This is a genomic window from Lactobacillus fornicalis, from assembly GCF_055362665.1.
In genome coordinates this window covers 23,479-47,858 of the sequence record NZ_JBLTIM010000010.1, presented here as the reverse complement: position 1 = coordinate 47,858, position 24,380 = coordinate 23,479, and the positions used below count along the sequence as shown (strand labels likewise).

Sequence of the window (24,380 nt, the reverse complement as noted above, 5' to 3'; positions counted from 1 at the left end):
GACTTTTATTCATTATTAGGCCTTCCAGGATATGGGTACTTTTACTTTTACTCTACTAGTACACAACTAACAGATGCTTTATTTGATATTAAGACCTTTATTACAACTACTCGCTTAACTGATTCAATTGTTGGTTTTAAGAATTATGGTTTACGTAATGATTTAAAGAAAAACAAAGTCTGGTATAAAGATAAATATAATACTGCCTACCAATGTAATACTTTTCCTTTAGCTTTTGCCGGTTACAAAGCTAATAATTTAAAATTAGCTATCAAACAACCACTTGAAAATCAAACTAAAGTTTTAAATGCCCTCACTGGCTCTAAGCAAGTCTACTTTTCTAAACCAATTTCTGCCCAAATTACTAGTACTAATTTAGTGGTCAAAAAAGACAAAAATCAACTAAATTATCAAAGTAAAAAAGCTATCCTTTCTACTCTTACTTTCACCTATAAAGCTAAACCTAATTCAGTTGGTTATATTGTTTTAGATAATAATCAGCTTTATACTACTCAAATTTCTAAATTAACAGTCAATAATCAAGAAATTTGTTTGATGCCAATTACTTATCAACCAATTGGCGTATATGTGCCTAAGAGTGGCAAAGTTACTTTGAAAATTAAGTTAAAGAAAGAAATTTCAAAAGGATCACTATTAAATCCTGAACTTTACTTACTCAATAAACAAGCTCTTAATAAGACAATTTCTAATGCACAAAACAACCGACTTAAATTATCCAAATGGACAAATAATCAAATTGAAGGGACTGTTAATATCAAACAAGGGCAATCTTTAATTACTACTATTCCATACACATCTGGCTGGAAAGCCTTTAGTGATGGAAAGCCTGTCAAGATTGTGAAAACCTTAAATAGATTTATTGCTTTAGATTTACCAAAAGGGAAACATAAAGTTACTTTAAAGCATACAATGCCAGGTTTGAAATTAGGAATTATAATCAGCATATTAGGATTAATAAGTGTAGTTACTGAATATTGGGTTCTTAAAAAGAATCGTGAAAAATAGGCATTAAAAAACTGCTAACAATGAGTTAGCAGTTTTTTTGAAATATAAGTTTAAAATAAACAATGCTCATTAAAATATTGCCATAAAGTTTTACCTATTTCTGATTTTGCCAGCAGTTGAGCTCTATCTTTTATCGATATTTCTTGAGAAACTAACGTATTAGAATTAATTCCTTCAGGAATAAACTGAGCCAATTTAAATTCATTAAAATCATGATACTCCTTAAAATTATCATCTTGTATCAAAATTTTTTCTTCAACAAAAGTTAAATACGAATCTAAATAATCTCTTTTTGGCTTTTCACGTTTTCTTCCATGAATATAAGGTATTGCCCAAAAATTTGCTAAACAATGGCGATTTTTTAACTTTACCTTTTTTCTTTGCCCTTTTTTGTAAATACCAGTATTAATAGTATCTCCAGCAAAATCCGTATTAATAATTTGCCCATCTCTAATAATTTTTTTATTGTAGATTATTTCATAAAAAGTTACAGCAAAATCTGACATATCAGGATCTAAACCTGAATTATATGATTGACTTGAGTATATTTTGCCATCATATTTAAAAATATTATTCGCTTCTGATGTAACTACAATTTGAGTTAAGAGTACATCTTCAACTTGCTGTTGTTTTTTCTTAGTATACATTTATTTCTTTTCCAGCACCGTTACACATTCGACATGTGGAGTTTGTGGAAACATATCAACTGGAGTAATTTCTTCAAAGTCATATCCCAACTCTTGATACATTGTTAAATCACGCACCATCGTGGCGGGATTACATGAGATATACACAATCTTTTGTGGGTTAGTTTTCACACTAGCTTCGATGAATTCAGGGGTCAACCCTTTTCTTGGCGGATCAACAAAAATCACATCTGCCTTCATCCCTTCATTAACCCAATTTGGCATCAATTCTTCAGCTTTTCCACAAACATATTCAGCGTTTTCAATTCCATTGAGTAATGCATTTTCTCTAGCATCTTGTACAGCAGGTTTTACGATTTCTACTCCGTAAACCTGCTTAACATGCTTAGCAACACTCAAGCCAATTGTTCCAATACCTGAATAAGCATCGATTACAGTATCCTTTTTTGACAAACCAGCTTTTTCAATTGCTAAATTATACAGCCGGGGCGTTTGCAAAGAATTAATCTGGAAGAAACTTTGAGCAGAAATCTTAAAACGAATATCCCCAATTTTATCCTCAATTTGTGGATTTCCTGCGAGTAAATAGTCATGTTTCCCCAAAATAACGTTCGTTTTCTTAGGATTATGATTCAAAATCACACTAACAACACCTGAAATTTGACTTATTTCATCAGCTACTTTTACAAGCTGTGGAAAATCTTTGTGTAAACATACCAAGATTACCATCATATCGCTATTAGCCTTGCTTCTACGCACCTCAAGATAGCGAACTTCGCCTTTATTTTTAACTTCGTCATAAGCTGGTACATGATTTTTACGCAAAATATCACGTGTTGCCACTAATACCCGGTCAATTTCAGGGTCAGTGGTAAAAAAGTTTTCCATTGGAACTAAATCATGTGAATGCTTCCGGAAAAAACCAATCTCCAGCTTTCCCTTTACATTACGCACAGGTACTTGCGCTTTATTACGGTAGCCCACTTCTTCAGGACTAGCTACTGTTTCATTAACTTTCTTGTTCAAGTGTGCTTTTTCCAGTAAGTTGATAACTTGCTGACGCTTAAACTCTAGCTGTTTTTCATATTTAATATGTGCTAAACTGGCAAGTCCAGTTTGGACCCATTGATTAAGTTTAATCGTTACTCGATCTGGGCTTTGCTTGATAATGTTTTCAATCTTAGCAAATGCAAAACTCTTTTTAACTTTTAAGATTTTAGCTTCAACTACTTCACCTGGCAAAGCATTATTAACAAAAATCGTCATTCCATCTAAATGGGCAACTCCCATTGCTTCATAAGATAAGTCCGTAATTTCTAATTCAACGAGTTGATTTTTTTGCATGATATCTACCTTTTCTAAAATCGCTATAATATATAATACTAAAAAATCAGTTGCATTGCTCGCTAACAGAATATCATCTTTTTTTAACTTTTTATTTGACATTTAATTCGGACCACGCTATTATAATTTCAATTAATAAACCAGTAGCTCCTTAGTTCAGCGTTCAGAGAACCGACGGTTGGTGCAAGTCGGACAGACTAAGGGTATGCGAATTACTTATTTCGGCCTTACGCAGTGCCGTTATCACCTGCGTACTTGAGTCTGCAGATATTGCAGAGAATATGGGTGGTACCACGGCTTTATAAGTTCGTCCCTGTTGCTAATAGCAACAGGGACTTTTTTATTCGGAGGAAATAACTATGAAAAAGAAGATTGGTTTTGGAGAATCAATTTCGATTTTAATTCTATTACTAGCTATTTTAGGAACCAGTGTTATAAAATTTGGAATCAATCCTGAAGTTCCTGTACTATTCGTTGCCGCATTAATCATTTTCTGGGCAAAAATCCGGGGATTTTCTTGGGATGAAATTCAAGATGGAATTAAGGAAGGAATTAATATTGCAATTATTCCAATTTTTATTTTCATTTTAATTGGCGCTTTAATTGCCGTTTGGATTAAAGGCGGAATCATCCCCTCCATTATGGTTCTAGGCTTTCACTTAATTAGTGATCAATTCTTTGTTCCCTCAGTCTTTTTAGTTTGTTCGATTGTTGGTTTAGCAATTGGTTCTGGCTTCACTACAATTTCCACCGTAGGAATTGCCTTCTTAGGCATCGGAGCTTCAATGAATCAAAATTTAGCATTAGTTGCCGGAGCTATTATATCTGGCGCAGTATTCGGCGATAAAATGTCACCACTTTCTGATTCAACTAACCTTTCAAGTGCCGTTGCAGAAAGTGAACTATTTGCCCATATAAAAAACATGATGTGGTCAACTATCCCTGCTTTTCTTGGCTCTTTAATTCTTTTTGCATTTTTAGGTAATGGAGGTCATATTAATTTAACTAAAATTGACAAAACTGTTTCCACTTTAAACAGTAACTTTTCTGTTTCTTGGTGGGCACTATTGCCAATCATTTTGATGTTTGTTTGCGCTTGGAAGAAGATTCCTGCAATCCCCACTTTATTCGCCAATATTATTTTGACAACTATCATGATTTTTATCCAAGATACAAAAATGACAATTCCTAAGTTAACTGACTTGTTAATGAATGGTTTTATTGCCAAAACAGATAACAGTCAAGTTAACGCCCTCCTAAGCCGTGGAGGTATTAGTTCAATGATGGGAACTGTTGCATTAATTGTTTCTACATTATCACTTGGTGGATTACTAATGAAATTCGGCATTATTCAGGAAGCAATGGAACCTCTTGTAGAGAAATTGCCAAAGGCTGGTAGTTTAATTTTAGTAACAATTTTATCTGGTATTGGAATTAACTTATTTGTCGGTGAACAGTACCTTTCAGTTATTTTACCTGGACGTGCATTTAAGGGGGCCTTTGATAAAGTAGGCCTACATCCACTTGCACTTAGTAGAGTGCTTGAAGATGGGGGAAGTGTAATCAACTACTTAATCCCTTGGGGCGTTGCTGGTTCTTTTGCAGCTGCTACCTTAGGAGTTCCAGTTTTAGCATTTTTGCCATTTACCTTCTTTAGTTTATTGTCGCCTATTTTTTCTATCTTAAGTGGATTTACTGGAATTGGACTAAAGTGGAATAAGAAATAAATATTTAAAAGCCTAACAATTGATGTTAGGCTTTTTTTATTGATTATTGTATCTTTACTAATTTATGCTAAACTTTTGTCTAAAACCATGTTTTTGGATACAATTAGTAGTGAATATAGTAATTAACTATAGAAAGGAACTTTTATATGGATTACTTTTCACAAGATTCTGGACGACGCAAAATTCAAGATGTTACTGCTATTAACAGTTTCTTAACTAAGATGTACGGCTTTATGTTAATAGCTGTCTTAGTTTCAGCTGCTAGTTCATACTTAACAATGACTGTTTTTCGCTCAGCCATTATGAACATGCCACAAGCTATGTTTTGGGTTATTATTTTTCTACCTTTTGCTCTTTGCTTAGGAATTAGTTTTAAAGCAGCCAAAAATCCTACATTAGGTTTTACATTGCTAATGTTCCTATCAGTAGTTTACGGTGTTGAATTTTCTATCATAGCTAGCTACTATACTGGTACAACTATTACTTCTGCTTTTCTATCAGCAGCTGGTGTATTTGCAGCAATGGCATTATTTGGCACTTTTACTAAAAGAGACTTGAGCAACTGGGGCTCATACTTAAGAGCAGCCATGATTGGTTTCATTGTAGCAACCCTGGTTAATGTCTTCTTCGTTAAAAGTGGGGCTGGTGCTTATATCTTTTCTTACATTGGTGTACTTATCTTCACTGGTTGGACTGCATATGATGCTAATAGCGCTAAGCGAATTTTTATTGAATATGGCGACCAAGTTTCTGATAGTGGCTTAGCCATTATGGGGGCATTAAATATGTATCTTGATTTCATCAACTTATTTATGCTCTTATTAGAAATTTTCGGAGTTAATGATCGTCGCTAAAAGTTATCAATAAAACAAAATCCGTTAGAACTTTCTGTTCTAGCGGATTTTTCTATCTAAATAACTACTTTAAAAATTTTAAAAGTAATTGATCAACTTCTTTATTTTCATGTAATCGACTGTGCTGCGCACCATAACCCTTAATTTCTCGTTCTTCATAAGATTTAGCCCGCTTTTGTACTAGATAACGCAAGGACTTTGAGGAGTTATTATTAACTGAGCCATCACCCTGATTTTTATAATTGCCATAAATATTCATGACTTGAATGTTTTTAGGGAAAGTATTTCTCACTGACAATAAATCACGGTAAGTATCATTCATCATCTTTGGTTTACCATTAGCCTCTAGACTAGTGTCTTTTGGCTCATCCATGCCGATAATCCCATTGTAGTGACCGGCAATGTCGACTAACTTATTAATCTTTGGATATTTTGAACTGCCAGCGTGATTTTTAATGAAATAAATCACTTGCAAATTTCCCATTGAATGAGCAACTAAGTTAACATTCTTAATTTGCCATTTTTTCTTTAAACTAGCTAAAACATCTGCTACATAATTGCTAGATTGACTATAAGTCATCCCACCATTTGGTGAGACACTCTTGTTATTTTGTAAATTAACTTCAACAATGAAATGTTTCGTCTTTGCAGGTAAAGTGCCAGAGTATTTTACATGACCCTGATAGTCAACATCAGCCACCACGATTGAGGAAGCGTATTTATGACTAACTAAATAATTCGCCATCTGCTCTTCAGCATGCCTACTTGATCCCCAACCATGGAAAAAGACAGTGGCAGTAGCTTTAGATAAAGCAGCTTTAGTTGGCTGATTTTTTCTTAATCCTATAAATATCCCTAAGCAAATAATTATTAACAAAATTAAACCGGCCAAAATCCAAAACCGTTTTTTATGCTTTTTCACTATTTATTCCTTTCTTCAAACGATCTAATCCCTCTTTTAATACAGATTGAGGGCAAGCAAAATTCAATCTAATAAAATTATCGCCATTTCCTCGATATTCTTGACCAGATGAAATTATTAAACCGGTATTTTCTTTCAAGAAGTCAGCTAGCTCTTGACTGTTAATATTCAAATTTGAAATATCAATCCAGGCTAAATAAGTAGCAAATTCACTAGCCAAATTTAGTTGACTAAGTTCATTTTCTAAAAAGTTAGCAATATATTGGCGATTTTTTAATAAATATGCTTTTAGCTCGTGAAGCCAAGTGCTTCCTTGAGTGTAAGCAGCAATAGTGGCAGGAATCGCTAAAAGATTTGGTTCAGCTATTTCATCATTATTAATTGCTCGATAAATTTGAAATCTAAGTTCAGAATTTGGAACCACTACACTTGCACTATGTAAAGCTGCTAAGTTAAAGGTTTTACTTGGTGAAAAGGCAATTATCAGGTTTTGTTTTAAATTATCTGGTAGTTTTAAACTTGAACTAAAACTATCATTTAAAACTAAATCGCCATGAATTTCGTCACTAAATAAATAAACATGATATTTATTACATAATTGAGCAATTTTTTCTATTTCTTCATAAGTCCATGATTTGCCAATTGGATTATGAGGATTACATAGAATCATCATTTTAGTTAGAGGATCAGCTAATTTCTGTTCTAAGCTTGACCAATTTATTCTATATTCGTGACTATTTGCATCATATTCAAGCTCTTCTTCTAAGCTTTTTCGGCCATTATTTTCAATTGAATGGAAAAAGATATTATACACTGGTGTCAAAGTTACAATCTGTTCACCAGGATGTGTTAATCTCCTAACTGCACTTGATAAAGCAGGAATTACCCCACTTACAAATAAAATCCAATCTTTTTTTATTTGGCAATTATGTTGCTTTTCTTGCCAATTAACAATTGCATCATAATAGCTATCAGGTACACTTTCATAACCAAAAGCTCCCAATTTTATTTTATCTTGCATTGCTTGAATGATTTCTGGAGCGACACCAAAATCCATATCAGCAATCCACATTGGTAATTCATGGTCTTTTACATTCCATTTAATTGAATTAGTTCCACGTCTATTGGGCATTTGATCAAAACTATACATTATTTTGCCTCTTTTAATAATTCCAGATTACAATGTCTACTCTTAATAAATGTCTGTTTACTGTCTATCTCAGAATCATCTCTGATAATTTCACCGATTGAATTCGCAATAATCTTACCACTAATTGGATTTTTGATACTTATCACATCGCTAATAATATCTGCATTAATATTTTTACAATATTCAAAAACTAAATTAGTTCTTAAAAGTTTACAATGTTCAAGAACTAAACCATCAATATAGCATAAGCCTTGTTCACTTTCGATTGTACAATTTATAAACTTAATATGTTTGCTATTCCAAGCTAGGTATTCGCCCGAAATTTTTGAATCATAAATAGTAACATTCTCACAATTCCAAAAAGCATCTTTACTAATGAATCTACTATTATGAACCTCAACATTTTTAGCACCGTCAAAGCAATAATTCCCAACCAAATCAACATTATCTAAATAAATATTTTGACTACCTTTGCCAAAATAATCTCCATTAATTGTTGTGTTGGTAATTTTAATATCTTTACAAGACCATAGCGTCTCTTGTGCATCTGAAAAATGAACTCGATCTAAAACAATCTCGCTTGACCTTCTAAATAATTTTGGCGCTTGCAAAGATGAATTAGTAATTTTTATATTGTGAGTATACCAAATACCAGATCGAGCCATACTTTCAAAAGTCGTATCTTCTACTTCAATATTTTTGCTGTACCAGAGTGGATATTTCCAGGTAAATAAACTATTATTTAATGAAATATTTCTGCTTTCTTTTAATGGAGATTCACCTTTTCCAAAAGTTGTATCAATTATTTGAGTATCTTTTCTTTTAAAAAGAGGACGCTCTCCTTCATAATATGCTTCTTTAATTAATTTCAATTACTATCCTTTTCTAATTCAAATATTTGTTGAAGAAATCAGTCATTTCCTTGAATGGAATTTTGTCAATTTGGTCATATAAATCAGTGTGCGTTGCACCTTCGATTGGTAAAAATACCTTATTGTCACCTTTTAATTTACCAAAGGCATCCTTACCCATATAAAAAGAGTGAGCCTTAGTACCATGTGTAATCATTACCGCATTTTCAATTTCACCAGCATAAGCTAATAATTTACTGTTTAAGAATGAAAGCGCACTAGTTACAGCCCAACCATTATTTGAATTTAGTGAACGTTTGTGATAACCACGCTTAGTCTTGTAGTATGCGTAATAATCTTTAACAAAATCTGGAGCGTCATCTGGCAATGGATCGACTACTCCTCCAGCTAACTTATATTGACCCTCTCTAAAGTCAATCGTTCTTTGTTTATTTATAGCTTTTCTTGCTTGATTGCGAGCAGATTCCTTATCTTCTTTATCAAAATAACCATTAGCAATTAACCGTGTCATGTCATACATAGTAGAAGCAACTGTCGCCTTAATCCGAGTGTCGATTGCAGCCGCATTCAAAGCTAACCCTCCCCAGCCACAGATGCCAATGATCCCGATTTTTTCAGGATCAACTAGATCATTGTTTGATAAAAAATCAACTGCTGCTTGAAAATCTTCAGTATTAATATCAGGTGAAGTCATGTAACGAGGAGTCCCAGTGCTTTCACCAGTAAAGGATGGATCAAAAGCAATGGTTAAAAAGCCATTTTCAGCCATCTTTTGAGCGTAAAGGCCAGAAGATTGTTCCTTAACTGCACCAAAAGGTCCACTAACTGCTAGTGCTGGCAATTTTTCATTAGCATTTTTAGGAATATACATATCAGCTACCAAGATCGTACCGAATCTTGTAGGAAAGGTTACCTTCTTATGGTCGACCTTGTTGCTTTTCTTAAAGACTTTATCCCATTTAGTTTCAATGTTTAAAACTTGCATAATTTTCCTCCTGTTTTACTTTTAATTTTCAACTTGTTATCATGTTAACGCCTAAAGCTAACTTTAGGTCAAGATATTTGATAAAAAAAAACAAGACTTTCAAATGAAAATCTTGTTTTATCCCTTATCTACTAGTATTTATTTTCTTCTCGTTTCTTTTCGCGCTTACGCATCCATGGCAAGATAAAGCCCAGCCCGAATAAAACAATTACTGTTATAATGTTTAAAACTAATTGGTGATTAAATTCTGCAGTACCAAAATCAACATTTTGAGGGACAAAACCTAAAGTGGCACAAATAAAGGTAAAGATTAAGCACCAAAACCCAACTGCTAATGCTCCAGTCTTATTTTTAATGAAGACATAATCTGACTTGTATTTTTCTTGCTGCATTCTCATTGCAACAAAGGCAAAGAATACCCAACAAGTCTTATATGGTGAAATAATCCCATTAATATTCAAAAGCCAGTTATAAATGGTATTGATGTTTGGCAAGGTTCCTGTCAAAAGAAGCAAGAACAAGCTTAAGCCAACAGTGAAAGTATAACTGTGAATTGGACGACCATTTTTGTTTTTCTTGGTTAACCACTTGGGCATAAACTTATCTGCAACATCCCCAGCAAACACTCTACTTGATGCATCAAGTAAAACAGCTAGTTGTGCCATCATAAAAATAGCTTGTACTACTGCAAATAAGTACATTAAAATTTTGCCCATACCCAAACTTTCACCCAATAAACGGAAAGCATAGTAAGGACCGTTCATCTTAAAATCATGTGGAATATGATGTGCATTAAAGAACATTGCCAAAGCTAAGGTACCAAAGATAGTTAAAAATCCAGTCATAATAGCCAACATCCACATTGCCTTAGGGAAATCACGCTTAGGATTTTTCATTTGCGAAACGTATGGTGCAGCAAGTTCTGCCCCAGACATTGCAAAAATCAACAAACCAGTAGTTGAGAAATAATTCAAACTAAAGCTTGGCTTAAAAGCTCCCCAGTTAAATGGTTGTGTAGCAATCTTATGACCACCATGCATAACTGCCCAAGCAGCAAGTGCCACAAAAAGCATAGACATGATAAACATAGCACCACCACCGATTAAAGAAAGAATTTCCAATGAGTTTCTCAAGCGGTTTTCTAATAAAATAAATGCCAAAATTATGACAAAAGTTAATAAACCAAACCAAAATGTCGACATTTTTTTATCTAAAGAATTGTTTCCTAGAATTATCCAGCTGAATGAAACAATTACAGAATTGGACACATCAACAATATAAGGGACACTCTGAACCCAATACATCCAAGATGTCCAATAACCTAAAGTATCATTGCTACTGCGCCGAACCCAAGATGCCAGTCCACCTTCTTGATTATCAAAAGTCAAACTCATTTGACTAGAAATCAAAGCGTAAGGAATAACATATGAGAACAAAAGAAATACCCATGAAATGACAACAGATAGGCCTTGATTTTGAAATGGATAAAAAATATTCTCAAAACTAATAATAGTTACAAAGTCGATTAAGGCAATAACCGGCCAAGTAAGATAGTGCTTTTTGTTTAAATCTAAATTAAATGTATCTTCTTTCATCTTTTCTCCCCAATAATAATCTTGTTAAATTTTATTTTTAGCTATTGGGAGGCTTTAAAACTATGAAAGAACCTCTCACTTCCACTTGTCTCTATCCTCACTCTACTTATATAATCACTTAATAGATACAATAACTTGTATCGATATACGTTCAATAGATTATATGTAATTTTGGAAAAAAGCAATAGTTTCTAGAATTTTTTAGTAAGGAGGGCATATGACTTTTCTAAAGATTGCAGTTGATTCAACTATTGACCTACCTCAATTATCAGAATGGCAACAAATTCCATTAACTGATATAAAGAATCCTGCTGAAATAGTAGCTTTTATAGTTAATAAAAATAATCCAATCAAACTTGCAACCGTTCAGCACTTGCAAAAAGAATCAGGTTTACCTATTCCCGTTATACAGGTAAATTCAAAAGTCTCTAGTGAAGATATATCAACAATTATTTCTGCAATAACAGAATACATTAATAAAAATATTCCTGGTTATTTAAGAGATTTAGTTAACTTTGCACAAGATCAGCCGATTAGTTTTACTACTCCTGGACATCATAATGGTTTATACTACGATAAACATCCAGCCGGTGTGATTATGAATAAGTTCTTTGGTAAGAATTTAATGTATGCAGATACTAGTGATACTGTTCCAGAATTAGGAGATATGATGACACATTCAGGAACACCACTAACAGCTGAACAAAAAGCTGCCCAAACTTATCATGCCGATAAAGTATATTTTTGTACCAACGGGACAACTAGCGCCAACTCTATTTGTGCTAGCGCTGTTTTGCGAAAAGATGATTTAGTTCTTTTTGATCGTAACAACCATAAGTCCCTTTACAATAGCGCTTTAGTTATGACAGGGGCTAAACCTGTTTATATTAAAACTGATCGTAATCCGCTCGGCTTAATTGGTGAGATGGACCCTGAATGTTTAAATGAAGATTACTTACGCCGTGAAGCTACCAAAATTGACCCAGTAAAAGCCAAGCAAAAAAGACCATTCCGGATGGCAGTAGTTCAAGCCGAAACCTATGATGGTGTCTTTTATGACGCAAAATGGATTGTGGATAAAATTGGTAAGCTTTGCGATTATATTCTTTTTGACTGTGCTTGGGGCGGGTTTGAAGAATTTATTCCAATTATGGAACACTTATCCCCATTACTACTAGATTTAAGCCCTGAAGATCCTGGGATTTTAGTTACCCAGTCATTGCATAAACAGCAAGCTGGAATGGCGCAAACTTCACAGATTTTGAAAAAAGATAGCCATATCAAAGGACAAAAACGTTATGTAGATCATAAGCATTTCAATCATGCCTATCTAAAATTTGTCACTTCAAGCTACTCTTACCCAATTTACGCATCTCTTGTTGCAAATACTTATTTAGTTAGTGGACCAGGTAATCAGAAATGGTGGGATGACACCTTGCGGATGGGAATTGAATGGCGCAAGAAATTACTAGGTAAGTCCAAACTATTTAAACCATTAGTATGTGACAATTTTGTACAAATTCCGACTGAAAAATTAATGACCAATAGTAAATATTGGAATTTATCACCTACTGATACTTGGCATGGCTTTAACCGGATTACTTCAGGTGAAGCTATGATAGACCCAATGAAAATTACCGTTGTTACGCCAGGAATTGATATTACTAATAATAAATATGAAAATGATGGAATTCCTGGACCAATTGTGGCTGAATTTTTAATGGAAAAACGAATTATCCGTGCAAAAAATGATTTAAATTCACTTCTTTTCTTATTAACACCTGGAGATCGTCAAACTGATCTTGATGCTCTACTAGATGCCTTTTTAGAATTTGAAAAATTCTATTTTGAAGATGCTCCCCTAGAAAAAGTGGTTCCCAAGTTGGCTAAAGAATATACTACTCGCTATCGTGGCTACACTCTAAAACAGCTTTGTCATGAAATGCATTCTTATTATGCCACTCATCAAACTTTCAAATTACAAAAAGCCTTATTTGAAAAAGAAAATATGCAAAATTATTCCATGATTCCATCTGAAGCTGATAATTTATTTATGCACAATGAAAGCAAATTAATTAGCTTAAAAGATGTTGTTGGGCAAATTGCTGCAGAAGGCGCTCTACCATATCCACCAGGAGTATTCATTGTTGCCCCTGGAGAAAAATGGCAAGAAATAGATAAAGAGTATTTTGAAGTTTTGGTTGGAGCAATGGAAAATTTTCCTGGCTTTGTTCCTGAAATTCAAGGCGTTTACTGGACTCAAGGCACAAATGGTAAAATTAATGTTGAAGTAGAAGTTTTAAAATAAGGAGACTCAAATTAAATGGTTTTATCTTGGAAAGCAAACTTACCAGAAGACTTGCAAGCAAAAATTGATAAAGTGGACAAGATGATTGCCCCTCGGCTAGCTGAAATTGATGAACAAGTCCTTCATAACCAACAACGGGTTCTTGAGCTTTTTAGGAAGCATCGAGTAGGAGAAGAAGACTTAGTCCCATCAACTGGTTATGGCTATGATGACATCGGTCGTGACAAGTTAGAAGCAATCTATGCTGATTATTTCAAAACTGATGATGCACTTGTTCGCTCACAATTTTCTTCAGCTACTCACGCCATCGCTGTTGGTTTATTTAGTATGCTTCGCCCAGGCGACACTTTATATTACTTAACTGGTACCCCATATGACACTATTCAAGAAGTTATCGGTTTAGCTGGTAATAAGCCAGGTAATATGAAGGAGTGGGGCATCAACTTTAAAGCGACTGAACTACTTGAAAACGGTGAAGTTAACTTTGAACAAGCAAAAAAGGATTTACAAGACCCTAAAATTAAAGTAATTGCGATTCAACGCTCCCTCGGCTATGCTGTTCGTGCTAGCTTTACTATGGAAAAGATTAAGCAAATGCTCAAATTTATTAAAGAAGTGCGTCCTGATGTAAATATCTTTGTTGATAACTGTTATGGAGAATTTTCAGAGTGTGAAGAACCTACTTTTTATGGGGCAGACCTAATTGCTGGTTCACTATTTAAAAATGCAGGAGCAGGAATTGTTAAAGGTGGGGCCTTCTTAGTTGGACGCAAGGATTTGATTGAAGGGGCTGGCTCACGTCTTAATGTTCCTGGAGCTGGTAAAGGCGAAGGCGCTACTTGGGGATATTTACGCGATATGTATCAAGGATTTTTCATGGCAGCTCATACTACTGGACAAGCCATTAAGGGCATGATTTTTACAGCAGCATTATGTGAAGAAATGGGAATGAATGTTGCTCCTAAATGGAACGATCCGCGAACTGATATTGTTCAAACTGTAACTTTTGGTAAGCCAGATCCAATGGTTAAGTTTTGTGGGGCCATTCAACATTACTCTCCACTCAATTCTTTTGTTGATCCAATTCCTTATCATCAAGATGGTTACGAAGATGATGTAGTTATGGCTTCAGGAAGTTTTACTGAAGGCTCAACTATTGAGCTTTCTTCAGATGGTCCACTCCGCCCACCATATCGTCTATACATTCAAGGTGGTCTTTCATACGAACATGTAAAAATTGCTATTTCACATGCTGTTGAAGAAACTTTTTATAAAAAATAAATCCAACTAAAAAATGACCTAGCTCGAAATTGAGCTAGGTCATTTTTTAGTTTTTATCTACCAACGTAAAATTCAATATGCTGTTGCAAGTTTTTAAAGGTTACAGGTAAATAGCCACCAATTTCACCATCTAGGTTAAACGGTACCTTATTACCATCATCGTCAACCATTTCCACCTTTAAAGAGCGAGTTTTAGTGTAAATGATATTTGGATCATTAACATGCTTACCATTCAGGGCCATTACCATCAATGATAATAGCGCTAAAGGATCGGCTGTTTTAATCACAATCAATTGAAATAAACCATCGCTTAATTCAGCATCTGGCATAATTTGCTCAAAGCCACCAATTGAATTAGTCATTCCAAGTAAAAACATAGATAAATCACCATCGTAAACACCATCATCATATGTTAACTTCATATGGCTTTTACTTATGCTCGGAAGCATTTCCGCTCCCTTAATCAAATAAGCACCATAACCCATAGCACTCTTTAATTCTGATGGAACTCCATAAGTTAACTCGGTCAATGAACCAGAACCAGCAATGTTAACGAAATATTTTTCATTATCATCACAAATAGCCTGGCCAACATCCATTTTTCGAGTTTTACCTTGTAAAATCACTTTTGCAGCTTCAACTAAATTGTCACGCGGAATTCTCAAAGCCCGCGCAAAATCATTAGTAGTCCCTGCTGGAATAATTGCTAATTTGGGCCGCTGACTAAGTCCTGCAACACCATTTACCACTTCATTTATTGTTCCATCGCCACCAGCAGCAATGATTAAATCAAAACCAGCTTTAGCAACGCGAGTAGCTTCATGTTGTGCAGAAAAAGCTTCTGGAGTGGTGCGAAATGCACTTGCTTCGTACCCTGCTTGTTCAACGATATTTAAAATATCTGCAACATTTTTAGGCATCTGTTCGTGACCTGAAACAGGATTATATATCAATCTTGCTTTCTTAATCATTTAAAACACCCTTTTTCTTGTTAGTAAATTAACGACTTTGTAATTCTTTATTAAGTAATTGGTTAATAATCTTAGGATTTGCTTTACCATGAGTTTGCTTCATAATTTGACCAACTAAGAAACCAATCGCTCTATCTTTACCATTCTTGAAGTCTTCAACAGATTGAGGATTGTTGTCTACAATTTCCTTAACCATTGGTTCAAGAACTGAAAGATCTGAAAGTTGAGCCATTCCATTTTCTTCAACGAACTTCTTAGGATCAGTTCCATTGGCAACAGTTTCAGCAAAGACTTTCTTAGCAATCTTAGATGAAATAACACCATCTTTAATCAAAGTTACCATCTTAGCCAAGTTTTCTGGAGTAAGCTTAATGTCCTTAAGTTCAACGTGATGTTCGTTAAGGTATCCATTAACTTGGGTATTCATCCAGTTCGCAGTCATTTGTGGATCTGCTCCTGCTTCCATTGCCTTATCAAAGAAGTCACTAGCTTCCTTAGTTTGCAAAATGACATCTGCATCGTAAGGCTTAAGGCCTAACTTGTTAATGTAATCAGTGCGACGCTCTTCTGCACTCTTAGGCAAAACTGCCTTAATTTCATCAATCCAGTCTTGCTTAATGTGATATGGAGCAATATCAGGTTCAGGGAAGTAACGGTAGTCTGCGTTTCCTTCCTTAACACGTTCAAGCACAGTCTTACCACTATTTTCATCAAAACGACGAGTTGAAAGTTGAACCTTACCACCTGATAAAAGCACTTCTTGTTGACGCTTTTCTTCGTATGCAAGTGATAAACGTACGTGTTCAAATGAATTAAGGTTCTTCATTTCAACCTTAGTACCCAATTCTTTTTGACCAGCTGGACGAATTGAGATGTTAGTATCAACACGCATTGATCCTTCTTCCATCTTAACGTCACTGGCACCAGTAAATTGAACAATCTTACGTAACTTTTCAAGATATGCGTATGCTTCTTCTGGATCTTCCATATCTGGTTCAGAAACAACTTCAAGTAGTGGTACCCCTTGACGGTTTAAGTCAACATATGAAAAGCCGTTAGTACCGTGAGTGTTCTTACCGGCATCTTCTTCGATGTGCATTTCGTGGATACCTATTCGCTTCTTTTTACCACGAACTTCAATTTCCACATAACCATTTCTAGCAAGTGGTTCAAAGAATTGGGTAATTTGATAAGCCTTAGGGTTATCTGGGTAGTAATAATTTTTACGATCAAAATGAGTAACAGGCGTAATTTCTGAGTGAGTAGCTAAGGCTACCATCAAGCCCAAGCGATAAACTTCTTTATTAAGCTTAGGAAGAACACCTGGATAACCCCAGTCAATAACATTAGCTTCTGAGTTAGGTTCTGCACCATAAGTTACTGGTGATGGAGAGAAAATCTTACTCTTTGTTTTTAACTCAAAGTGAACTTCAAGACCGATAGTTGATTTAAAATTCATTAATTAATCCTCCAATCCAGCTGGTTTCTTTTCATAAAATTTGTTGTTACGTTCAATAAAGTCAGCAACACGCAAAACAGATTCTTCATCAAATCTCTTAGCCATAATTTGTAAACCAACAGGCATACCATTAACTAGACCTGCAGGAACACTAGCAGCTGGAACACCAGACATATTTGCAGAAATAGTCAAAATATCGTTATTGTACATCTTAATTGGGTCCTTAACTTCTGAACCAATTTCAAATGCTGGTTCAGTAGTTGTTGGTCCAACAATTACGTCGTTATCTTCAAAAATTTTGTCAAAGTCACGGCAAATTAAAGTTCTTACCTTACTTGCTTGTCTGAAGAACTTATCATATGAACCCGCTGACAAAGCAAATGAACCTAGCATAATCCGGCGCTTAACTTCATCACCAAAACCTTCTGAACGAGATTTTACATAAACATCAAGCAAGTTTTTAGTATCCTTAGCACGGTAACCGTAACGAATACCATCATATCTTTGAAGATTTGAACTAGCTTCACTTGAAGCGATGATACAGTAAGTTGGGACAACGTATTTAGTGTGAGGAAGTGACACTTCATTAATGATGGCACCGTTTTCCTTAAGAAAATCAATTTGTTCTTGAATCGCTTTACGAACGCCTTCATCAACTGCATCACTCATGTATTCCTTAGGAACCGCAACTCGCAAGCCTTTAACATCTTGGCCTAACGCCTTGGTAAAGTCAGGTACAGTTTTTTCAGAAACAGTTGAATCATGTTCATCTGCACCACTAATAACGTTTAAAACTTCTGCTGCATCTTGAACTCGCTTAGTTAAAACACCAATTTGATCAAGTGATGAAGCAAATGCAATCAAGCCCCAACGTGATACTCGGCCATAAGTTGGCTTAATACCAAAAATACCGTTGAATGCTGCAGGCTGACGAATTGAACCACCTGTATCTGAACCAAGGGCAGCCACAATTTCACCACTAGCAACTGCTGCTGCAGAACCACCAGATGAACCGCCTGGCACCTTATCTAAATTCCATGGATTATGTACTGCGCCAAAGTATGAGTTTTCATTACTTGAACCCATTGCAAATTCGTCTAAGTTAGTTTTACCAACGACAGTTGCACCAGCTTTTTTAAGCTTAGACACAACAGTAGCATCATAGACTGGAATAAAGTTATCCAAAATATGACTTGCAGCGGTAGTTTTAAGACCATTAGTTACAATATTATCTTTAATTGCAATTGGAACACCTGCTAACTTATTTGCAAAATCCAAGTTTTCACTTGCCTTTGCATCTTCATCAACAGTAATAAAAGCATTAATCTTTTTGTCAGTTTCTTTGATATTAGCAATAGTTTTATCGGCTAATTCTTGAGCTGAAACTTCACCATTAGCTAATTTTTGGTTTAAAGAGTCAATAGTTTCGTTTAAGTAATTCATTAATCGTTATCGTCCTTATCAATAATTACTGGCACCTTAATGAAGCCATCACTAGTTTCGGGAACGTTTTTAAGCATTTCCTTACGATCTTGCCAATGTTCTGGCTTATCTTCGCGATAAACTGTATCACGATCAACTACTTGAGTCGTTTCAGGAACACCTTCTGTATTAACTTCTCCCAATTGTTCAGCCATTTCAATAATCTTTCCCATTTGGGAAGTAAATTGATCTAACTCTTCATCTTTAAATTCAAGCCGTGACAAAGCAGCTACGTGCTTGATTTCTTCTTTTGTAATTTCCACTATTTTACCTCCTTATTCGCCACCATATATATGTGAGCTATAACTATCATCGCCACTGTTTTTATAAACAATTGCCTGGACATCATTAACTGAACTTATTTTTATTTCAATTGGTACATCTTTGGCTAAATATTTTTTAGCCTCTGATTGCACTAATCTTGTAAAACTTTGAATTTGAACGTAACCATAAAATTGCGTTGTAATTTGAATGTTCTCCTGAGTTAATTTGTCATTTTGATAGCGAACTGTTGCTACAACCCCACTCAAGTTAGGGAAATAATCTTCAATAGCTGATTTAAAACTATTAAAGGCTGAAGCATCATCACTATTAACAGGTGATTCATTATTTACAGTTGGCAAGACCTGGCTCTTTTCGGAAACAGACTTCCAATTAGTTATTTTACTACTATTACCCTCTGCTACGCCATATGCAAAGAAAGTTCCACCAACTAATGAGTCTTGACTAGTCTTTGAAAAGAGAGAAATCATTATCGGAATATTTTTCATTTCCTTTTTCTTACGTAGTCTAGCTACTATTTTATCAGCTGTTTCTTTTCCATATTCCTCTTGTTTAGATCGAGAAATATTACTTGAATATTGTGGTCCACCAGTTGTCTTTTGATAATAATCAATAGAATTAAGTGCTAAGCCCAAAGAAATACCAGATAATTTATAATTTGATCCTGAGCCGGTTAAAAAATCTTGTTCCAAAATTTGATTTAAAATAACGGGGTTTCGGGTTGTTTCACCTGTTTTACCATTATTTTTAGGATTGAGGCCATCTGGATATGATTTAGATTCTCTCATTAGCCAAGAAGAAATAGTAGAACTAGATAATTTTTGTCCTTCTTGAAAAACATATTTATTCGTTGAAAATACATTTTTGTCTAAATTGACTAAACCACGTTCTAGCGCTTCACTATCAACTGTATTATCAAGATCACTTGACGTAAGTCCAGAAGTTGAACTAGTTACATATTTCCCATTTTTTAATAAAACAGTATAACCACTATTAGTTGATGTTGTTTGATACTTTTTAGTTTTATTATTAGTGGTTGTAGCATTATTAGCTAAATCTGAATCTCCTAATCGACCACAACCCGCTAACACAAGCATCGATGATGCCAACAAAGCTATTTGTAAAAACTTTTTCACAATCATAATCCCTTTTATTGAATTTTTTCGATTGCTTCTTCTTCAGTCAAAAGTGCAATCTTTAAGCTTTCAGCCTTAGTAAGTTTAGAACCAGCATCTGTTCCATAGATAACATAATCAGTCTTTTTAGAAACTGAACTTGTAACTTTTGCTCCAAGGCTTTCAAGCTTTTTAGTAAATTCACTTCTAGTAAAATGTGCCAATTTTCCAGTTAAAACTACAGTCTTATTTTTAAAGAAATTATCAACAATTTCTTCCTCAGACACATCTTCACCTAAATAATCAATATTTACTCCACTATCAATTAGTTCTTGAACTAATTTTTGAACACTAGCTTGTGCAAAGTAAGTAGTAATTGATTCCGCAATCGTCTCTCCTATTGTATCAATTGCTGTTAAATCTGACACGCTTGCTTGCATAATCTTATTTAAGTTTTTAAATCTTTGGACGATTAATAGTGCTGCCTTAGCACCTACATGATCAATTCCCAGCCCATTTAATAGTAATTCTACTGAATTTTGTCTAGAATTATCAATCGCTGTAAGCAAATTACTAATAGATTTATCACCAAAATGATCAAGTTCTGCTAAATCATCTGCAGTTAAATGATATAAATCTGCAACATCTTTAACTAAATCATGTTGAATTAGCTGTCGAACAATTTTCGGTCCCAGGCCCATAATATCCATAGCTGGCCGTGAAGCAAAGTGGATAATTCCTTCTTCAATTTGAGCTGGGCAAGCTGGATTAATGCATCGTAGTGCAACTTCTCCTTCCAAGTGAACCAAACTTTGTCCACAAGATGGACATTCGGTTGGAATCTCATATACTTGACTATTAGCTGGTCTTTTACTTAAAACAACCTCTGAAATTTCAGGAATTATGTCACCTGCTTTATGCAGTTTAACAGTATCGCCTATTCTCACATCTTTTTGTTTAAGCAAATCAGGATTGTGCAGTACAGCTCTTGACACAGTTGTTCCTGCTAATTCAACAGGATCCATCACCGCAGTTGGTGTTACTACCCCTGTTCTTCCCACTGTCCAAACAATTTCATGAACTATAGTTTCTTGTTCTTCAGGTGGGAATTTATAAGCGATTTCCCATCGTGGTACCTTAACAGTATTGCCTAATTGCTTTTGTAAAGTTAAATCATCAACTTTTAAAACAATTCCATCTATTCCGTAGCTCAAGCTATCTCTTTTACTAGTGTATTCATCAATATATGCAAAAACTTCATCTAAATTAGCTAATTTTCTTCCAGTTTCATTAGTATGGAATCCTAACTTGGACATTTGTTGTATTGCTTGATGTTGACTAGTAATTTCCTTAGGAGGATTTACCCAAGTATAGATAAATGTACTTAAATTTCGCTTTTTGGTAACTTTTGGATCAAGTTGACGCAAACTTCCTGCAGCCGCATTTCTTGGATTGGCAAAAATTGCTTCTCCATTTTCATCACGCTCAGTATTTAATTTTAAAAAAGCTGCTTTTCCCATATAGCATTCGCCACGTACTTCTGTAGTAAGTTTTTCAGGCAAAATCTTAGGAATATCATCAATATATTGCACATTTTTAGTTACATCTTCACCAATTCGACCATTACCACGTGTTGAAGCTTGAATTAATTTTCCATCAACATATTCAAGTGATAAAGATAATCCGTCAATTTTTAATTCAACGTTATAAGCAACAGGTCCTCCCACTAATTTTTGAATTCGTTGATCAAATTCAAAAAGTTCATCTTTGGAAAAGACGTCCCCCATTGAAAGCATCGGAACTTGATGTTCAACTTTTCCTAAATCTGATTTTATTTCTCCACCAACTCGTTGCGTAATTGAATCAGGGGTTACTAACTCTGGAAATTGCTTTTCAAGTTCTACTAATTTTTGATAATTCTGATCATAAACAGCATCTTCAACACTCGGAGCATCCTGTGCATAATATTGTTCAGCCCAAGTATTTAACTTTTTTCGCAAGGTTTCAATTTCTTCTTGAGCATTTTTTTTATTCAATTTAGCCATAAAACCTCCTTATATCAACTGTCCGTTTTTATTTTTATTATACCTTTTTAATTGGGGCAAATGCTGCTAAAAGGCGTTTTATTCCTTTAGATTCAAAAGCGATATCCAATTCCATATCTTCACCAGTGCCATTAACTTTAACTACAACACCTTTTCCCCATGCCTTGTGAGTGACTTGGTCTCCTACATTCCACCCCTCTTTTTCAGCACCTACAGCACCACTAGCTTTAGCTGCTGTCTTAGACGTATAAACTTGACTTCTTGCACGTTCATCTTTATTAAAGAATGGAATACTACTAGTGGAAGATACTGAATTGGCCCTTTGTTTATTGAAGCCGCCTGCATATTCTGTTTCTAAGTCTTCAGGCTTAATTTCTTGGACAAATCTAGAAGCTGGATTTGAGGTTGTTTTTCCATACATCGTTCTAGAAAAAGCATTGGTTAAATATAATTTCTCTCTGGCACGAGTTATCCCAACATAAGCCAAGCGTCTTTCTTCTTCAAGTTGATCTTCTTCAAGCATAGCACGTGACAATGGGAAAATTCCATCTTCCATTCCTACTAAAAAGACTACTGGAAATTCTAACCCCTTAGCCGCATGGAGCGTCATCAAAGTCACTTGATTTCCATCATCTTCAATATCATCTTGATCACTAAGTAATGTTACTTCACTTAGAAAATCATTAATTGGCAAGCTTTCATCATCTTCTGCTTCAAAATTATCATCAAAGCGCTTAGTTACCGTAAGGAATTCATCTAAGTTTTCTAATCGACTAGCACTTTCCAACGTTTTTTCTTTTTTGAGCGCTTCAGTATAGCCAAAATCTTCTAAAATCTTTTCAGTTAATCCGGTTACAGTATGACTTGCATCTTGAGCATAAGACACGCAATCAACCAATTTAGCATTAAAGTCAGCTAATTTTTTACTTGCTGCTGCTGAAACAGGAACTAATTCTAAGTTAGAAAGTGCATCACCTACTCCAATTCTTCGTTCATTAGCAAAAGTCAATAATTTTTCAACAGTAGCAGCTCCAATACCACGTTTGGGCATATTAACTATTCGGTTAAAACTCATTGAGTCACTCGTATTAGCAACTAATTTTAAGTAGGCCAAAATATCTTTAATTTCTTTTCTATCATAGAACTTGTGGCCACCAACAATTTGATAAGGAATATTCGACTTTACTAAAGATTCTTCAAAACCACGTGATTGTGCATTAGTCCGATACAGAATTGCAAAATCTTTATAATCTCTTTTTCCTGCTTTAACTGCTTCAGTGATTTTGGAAATAACAAAAATTGCTTCATCTACATCACTTTGAGCCCTATAATAGGTTATCTTTTCTCCAGCCCCCTGATCTGTCCAAAGCTTTTTAGCTTTTCGATTTTGATTATTTTTTATAACAGCATTAGCTGCACTTAAAATATGGCCAGTAGATCGATAATTTTGCTCTAATTTAACCGTGTGGACACCCTTTTCTTTATAATCTTTTTCAAAATTCAAAATGTTTTCCATATTAGCTCCACGCCAGCCATAAATGGATTGATCACCATCACCAACTACACAAACATTGCTGTATTGAGCAGCTAATAACCGACAAAGTTGATATTGAGCTTCATTAGTATCCTGGTATTCATCAACTAATAAATAACGGAATTTATTTTGATAATAATGCAAAGTAGCTTTATCTTTTTGAAATAAGACTAAAGTTTGCATAATTAAATCATCAAAATCCATAATTTGGTCTTGAACTAATCTTTTTTGATATTCTTTATAAATCTCACTGACAACCTGATCAAAAGGTCGATTTCCACTAGCTGATTCAAAATCTTTAGGATTGAGCAAATCATTTTTGGCATTCGAAATTGCACTCAGAATAGCTCTAGGATTATATTGCTTAGGATTAATATTTAAATCTTTTTCAATATGTTTGATTAAAGTAACCTGTTCACTAGAATCAGCGATTGAAAAATTGCGAGAATAACCAATTTTATCTGCATCCCGACGTAAAATCCTAACACAAAGGGCATGAAAAGTTGACATCCAAACATCTTGACCGGCAGGTCCTAATAGCTTTTGGACACGTTCTTTCATTTCAGTAGCTGCTTTATTAGTAAAGGTAATAGCTAAGATATTCCAAGGGGCAACTCCCTTTTCTTCAACGAGGTAAGCAATTCTTCTTGTCAAAACACTAGTTTTACCACTACCAGCTCCTGCAACTACTAAAAGTGGTCCTTCTGTAGTTTCAACGGCTTCTTGTTGTTGAGGGTTTAACCCTTTTAAAATCGTTTCGCGACTCATAAATTTTTCCCTT

19 protein-coding genes are annotated in these 24,380 nt (G+C 34.7%); 5 read left to right on the top strand and 14 right to left on the bottom strand.

The window, feature by feature from the left end; translation table 11 throughout:
• On the top strand, positions 1-1,026 hold a 1,026-nt coding region (locus tag ACNDLV_RS03195; protein ID WP_498882927.1), incomplete at its 5' end, for a YfhO family protein.
• Between the two features lie 50 nt (positions 1,027-1,076).
• On the opposite strand, the gene ACNDLV_RS03190 is transcribed toward ACNDLV_RS03195, so the two are convergent.
• Together ACNDLV_RS03190 and rlmD are read right to left on the bottom strand one after the other, a co-directional pair.
• Positions 1,077-1,673: a hypothetical protein gene (locus tag ACNDLV_RS03190; RefSeq protein ID WP_006586343.1), complete on the bottom strand. Its 597-nt coding sequence runs from the start codon at positions 1,671-1,673 to the stop codon at positions 1,077-1,079.
• Positions 1,674-3,017, bottom strand: a complete 1,344-nt coding sequence (gene rlmD, locus ACNDLV_RS03185; RefSeq protein ID WP_006587723.1) for a 23S rRNA (uracil(1939)-C(5))-methyltransferase RlmD — start codon at positions 3,015-3,017, stop codon at positions 1,674-1,676.
• Positions 3,018-3,376: 359 nt separating this feature from the next.
• Between rlmD and nhaC the strand changes: the two genes are divergently transcribed.
• Together nhaC and ACNDLV_RS03175 are read left to right on the top strand one after the other, a co-directional pair.
• Positions 3,377-4,744: a Na+/H+ antiporter NhaC gene (nhaC, locus tag ACNDLV_RS03180; RefSeq protein WP_498882926.1), complete on the top strand. Its 1,368-nt coding sequence runs from the start codon at positions 3,377-3,379 to the stop codon at positions 4,742-4,744.
• Positions 4,745-4,890: 146 nt separating this feature from the next.
• A complete protein-coding gene (locus ACNDLV_RS03175) occupies positions 4,891-5,598 on the top strand; it encodes a Bax inhibitor-1/YccA family protein (RefSeq protein WP_006587724.1) in 708 nt (235 codons plus the stop codon).
• Between the two features lie 64 nt (positions 5,599-5,662).
• Here the strand turns inward: ACNDLV_RS03175 and ACNDLV_RS03170 are convergent, their stop codons facing one another.
• From ACNDLV_RS03170 to ACNDLV_RS03150, 5 genes are all read right to left on the bottom strand, one after another.
• A complete protein-coding gene (locus tag ACNDLV_RS03170; protein ID WP_006587725.1) occupies positions 5,663-6,520 on the bottom strand; it encodes an alpha/beta hydrolase in 858 nt (285 codons plus the stop codon).
• Positions 6,507-7,670, bottom strand: coding sequence for a MalY/PatB family protein (locus ACNDLV_RS03165; RefSeq protein ID WP_006587726.1), 1,164 nt, complete (start codon positions 7,668-7,670; stop codon positions 6,507-6,509). Before ACNDLV_RS03165 ends, ACNDLV_RS03170 begins: the two co-directional genes overlap by 14 nt.
• Entirely contained in the window at positions 7,670-8,542 is an 873-nt protein-coding gene (locus tag ACNDLV_RS03160) for a DUF3737 family protein (RefSeq protein ID WP_006586336.1), read from the bottom strand. The genes ACNDLV_RS03165 and ACNDLV_RS03160 overlap by 1 nt, the downstream gene beginning before the upstream one ends.
• Before the next feature lie 13 nt (positions 8,543-8,555).
• Positions 8,556-9,527: an alpha/beta hydrolase gene (locus ACNDLV_RS03155; RefSeq protein WP_006586335.1), complete on the bottom strand. Its 972-nt coding sequence runs from the start codon at positions 9,525-9,527 to the stop codon at positions 8,556-8,558.
• A gap of 131 nt (positions 9,528-9,658) precedes the next feature.
• A complete protein-coding gene (locus ACNDLV_RS03150; RefSeq protein ID WP_006586334.1) occupies positions 9,659-11,122 on the bottom strand; it encodes an APC family permease in 1,464 nt (487 codons plus the stop codon).
• A 217-nt stretch (positions 11,123-11,339) separates the two neighbouring features.
• Between ACNDLV_RS03150 and ACNDLV_RS03145 the strand changes: the two genes are divergently transcribed.
• Together ACNDLV_RS03145 and ACNDLV_RS03140 are read left to right on the top strand one after the other, a co-directional pair.
• Positions 11,340-13,430, top strand: coding sequence for a putative ornithine decarboxylase (locus ACNDLV_RS03145; RefSeq protein WP_006586333.1), 2,091 nt, complete (start codon positions 11,340-11,342; stop codon positions 13,428-13,430).
• Between the two features lie 15 nt (positions 13,431-13,445).
• Positions 13,446-14,711, top strand: a complete 1,266-nt coding sequence (locus ACNDLV_RS03140; protein WP_006586332.1) for a methionine gamma-lyase family protein — start codon at positions 13,446-13,448, stop codon at positions 14,709-14,711.
• 53 nt (positions 14,712-14,764) lie between these two features.
• Here the strand turns inward: ACNDLV_RS03140 and ACNDLV_RS03135 are convergent, their stop codons facing one another.
• The 7 genes from ACNDLV_RS03135 to pcrA are packed head-to-tail and all read right to left on the bottom strand — an operon-like array spanning position 14,765 to position 24,367.
• Positions 14,765-15,682 carry a diacylglycerol kinase family lipid kinase gene (locus tag ACNDLV_RS03135; protein ID WP_006586331.1) on the bottom strand — a complete coding sequence of 306 codons (918 nt, stop codon included), beginning with the start codon at positions 15,680-15,682 and terminating at the stop codon, positions 14,765-14,767.
• 28 nt (positions 15,683-15,710) lie between these two features.
• Complete coding sequence (gatB, locus tag ACNDLV_RS03130) at positions 15,711-17,141, bottom strand: Asp-tRNA(Asn)/Glu-tRNA(Gln) amidotransferase subunit GatB (RefSeq protein ID WP_006586330.1); 1,431 nt, start codon at positions 17,139-17,141, stop codon at positions 15,711-15,713.
• 3 nt (positions 17,142-17,144) lie between these two features.
• The gene (gene gatA / locus ACNDLV_RS03125) at positions 17,145-18,584 is read right to left on the bottom strand and encodes an Asp-tRNA(Asn)/Glu-tRNA(Gln) amidotransferase subunit GatA (protein ID WP_048588236.1); all 1,440 of its coding nucleotides are present in this window, start codon (positions 18,582-18,584) and stop codon (positions 17,145-17,147) included.
• The gene (gene gatC / locus ACNDLV_RS03120) at positions 18,584-18,886 is read right to left on the bottom strand and encodes an Asp-tRNA(Asn)/Glu-tRNA(Gln) amidotransferase subunit GatC (protein WP_006586328.1); all 303 of its coding nucleotides are present in this window, start codon (positions 18,884-18,886) and stop codon (positions 18,584-18,586) included. Before gatC ends, gatA begins: the two co-directional genes overlap by 1 nt.
• 12 nt (positions 18,887-18,898) lie before the next feature.
• Positions 18,899-20,041: a CamS family sex pheromone protein gene (locus tag ACNDLV_RS03115; RefSeq protein WP_022091327.1), complete on the bottom strand. Its 1,143-nt coding sequence runs from the start codon at positions 20,039-20,041 to the stop codon at positions 18,899-18,901.
• Between the two features lie 14 nt (positions 20,042-20,055).
• Positions 20,056-22,065: an NAD-dependent DNA ligase LigA gene (gene ligA / locus ACNDLV_RS03110; RefSeq protein WP_006586326.1), complete on the bottom strand. Its 2,010-nt coding sequence runs from the start codon at positions 22,063-22,065 to the stop codon at positions 20,056-20,058.
• Positions 22,066-22,102: 37 nt separating this feature from the next.
• Positions 22,103-24,367 carry a DNA helicase PcrA gene (pcrA, locus tag ACNDLV_RS03105; protein ID WP_006586325.1) on the bottom strand — a complete coding sequence of 755 codons (2,265 nt, stop codon included), beginning with the start codon at positions 24,365-24,367 and terminating at the stop codon, positions 22,103-22,105.
• Between the last annotated feature and the right edge of the window lie 13 nt (positions 24,368-24,380).